We start from the raw sequence: 1,429 nt of genomic DNA, 5'->3' as shown, positions 1-1,429 counted from the left end.
CCTAGACGAGGACCGTAACCCCATTTCCCGGTAATCTTCGCTGCGTGACTCGACGTCGACCGCGCCAGACCCGATGGCTGCCGTTCGCCGGCACCTCCCGCCCGTGGCCGGGGGCGCACCCCGCGCCGGGGTTGCGATCCAGGATCGCGCCGCGCCGGGTTCTCACCGTTGCTGGCCTTGCGCTGTTCGCGGTGCCGGTGTTCGCGGTGAGCGCCTCGGCCGGGGAGATCGGAACCCTCTACAACCCCGATCCGCTCACGGCCGTGCAGTCATGGGCGATCTACGGCGGCACCATCGTCGGTGGGTTCGTCATCGCGATCCTGCTGGCCGCGTGGTCGAGCCGCAAGAGCGGGCCGGTGCGCTACCGCCCGGGGCAGCCCTGGGAGCACGACGAGATCTGGATCGGCTCCAAGCCGGAGGAGATCGAGGGCGAGCAGGCGAAGACCGCCCTTCCCGGCGCGGGTGGTGCCAGTGGCAACTGGTGAGCCGTTCACCCACGAGCAGCTCGACCGGCTGAACCGGGCCCGGGAGCTCGCCGAGACGCATACCGGTATCCACGTCAGCATCCGGATCGGCGCGGTGCGCGGCGACGCCCGGCTCGCCGCCGAGCGGATCCTCGCGAACCTCGTCGACGACGCGGGGCGGGATGCCGCTGTGCTGATCCTCGTCTCGCCCGGGCAGCGGTTCGTGCGGATCGCCACGACCCCGGCCGCCAAGAAGCGGATCGGCGACTCGGCCGCCGGGCTCGCCGCGTTGACGATGGCCTCCAGCTTCGCGCTGGGCGGCCTGGTCGGCGGCCTGATCGCCGGTATCCGCCAGCTCGCGGACGCGGCAGGTGGCGCGGGCGGCGCAGCCGCCGGGACCCTCCCCCCGACGCAGCCTTCGTTGGCGGTCAGCCCGACGCCCTGACCCCGCTGGCCCCGGAGGAGCCGGCCCCGGCCGGGTCCTCCGGGGCCAGGCCGGCTCCGACCGGCGTGATGCGGGTACGGTACGCTACGTCGCCTCGATGTCCTTCTTGCGCGCGGCCAGCGCCCGGACGAGCCCGTCGCGGCCTTCCAGCAGGGCCCGCCGCAGGGGCGGAACCGGGTTGTGCTCGGCCAGGTAGGCGTCGACCTTCGCCACCGTCTCCGGTTCGATCACCGATGCCGGGAACAGCATCTGGGTGATGGTAGAAGCCATGTCGAAGCTGCGGGTCTCCCAGATCCCAGCGATCTCGTCGAAGAAACGGTCCACGTAGGGCCGGGTCAGCTCGAGCTGGTCGGAGATCCAGAAACCGCCCATCGTCGCGGCGGCCAAGTGGTTCGACAGGGTGTCCGAGTCCATGACCGCCGACCAGGCGGCCGCCTTCGCCGCCGCGGTCGGCCGTGCCGCCCGCGCGGTCGCCGCTCGCTTCTCGCCGGTGGCGGTGCGGTCGCGGGCGAGCTCCGCG

General features: G+C 72.7%; 3 protein-coding genes. 2 read left to right on the top strand and 1 reads right to left on the bottom strand.

The genetic code is table 11. The annotated features are described in order from the left end of the window. The first annotated feature begins 131 nt into the window (after nt 1-131). On the top strand, nt 132-485 hold the full coding sequence (locus tag ACY45C_RS14420) for a hypothetical protein (protein WP_462188116.1): 354 nt from the start codon (nt 132-134) through the stop codon (nt 483-485). Beyond that, a complete protein-coding gene (locus ACY45C_RS14415; protein ID WP_462188115.1) occupies nt 472-909 on the top strand; it encodes a DUF5130 family protein in 438 nt (145 codons plus the stop codon). The genes ACY45C_RS14420 and ACY45C_RS14415 overlap by 14 nt, the downstream gene beginning before the upstream one ends. Before the next feature lie 84 nt (nt 910-993). Here the strand turns inward: ACY45C_RS14415 and ACY45C_RS14410 are convergent. Next, a partial coding sequence (locus ACY45C_RS14410; RefSeq protein ID WP_462188114.1) for an ERAP1-like C-terminal domain-containing protein occupies nt 994-1,429 on the bottom strand: 436 nt, incomplete at its 5' end.

This window comes from Frankia sp. CcWB2, from assembly GCF_977927585.1.
Note: the sequence above shows the minus strand (reverse complement) of the source record. Positions and strands in the feature narration are given on the sequence as shown.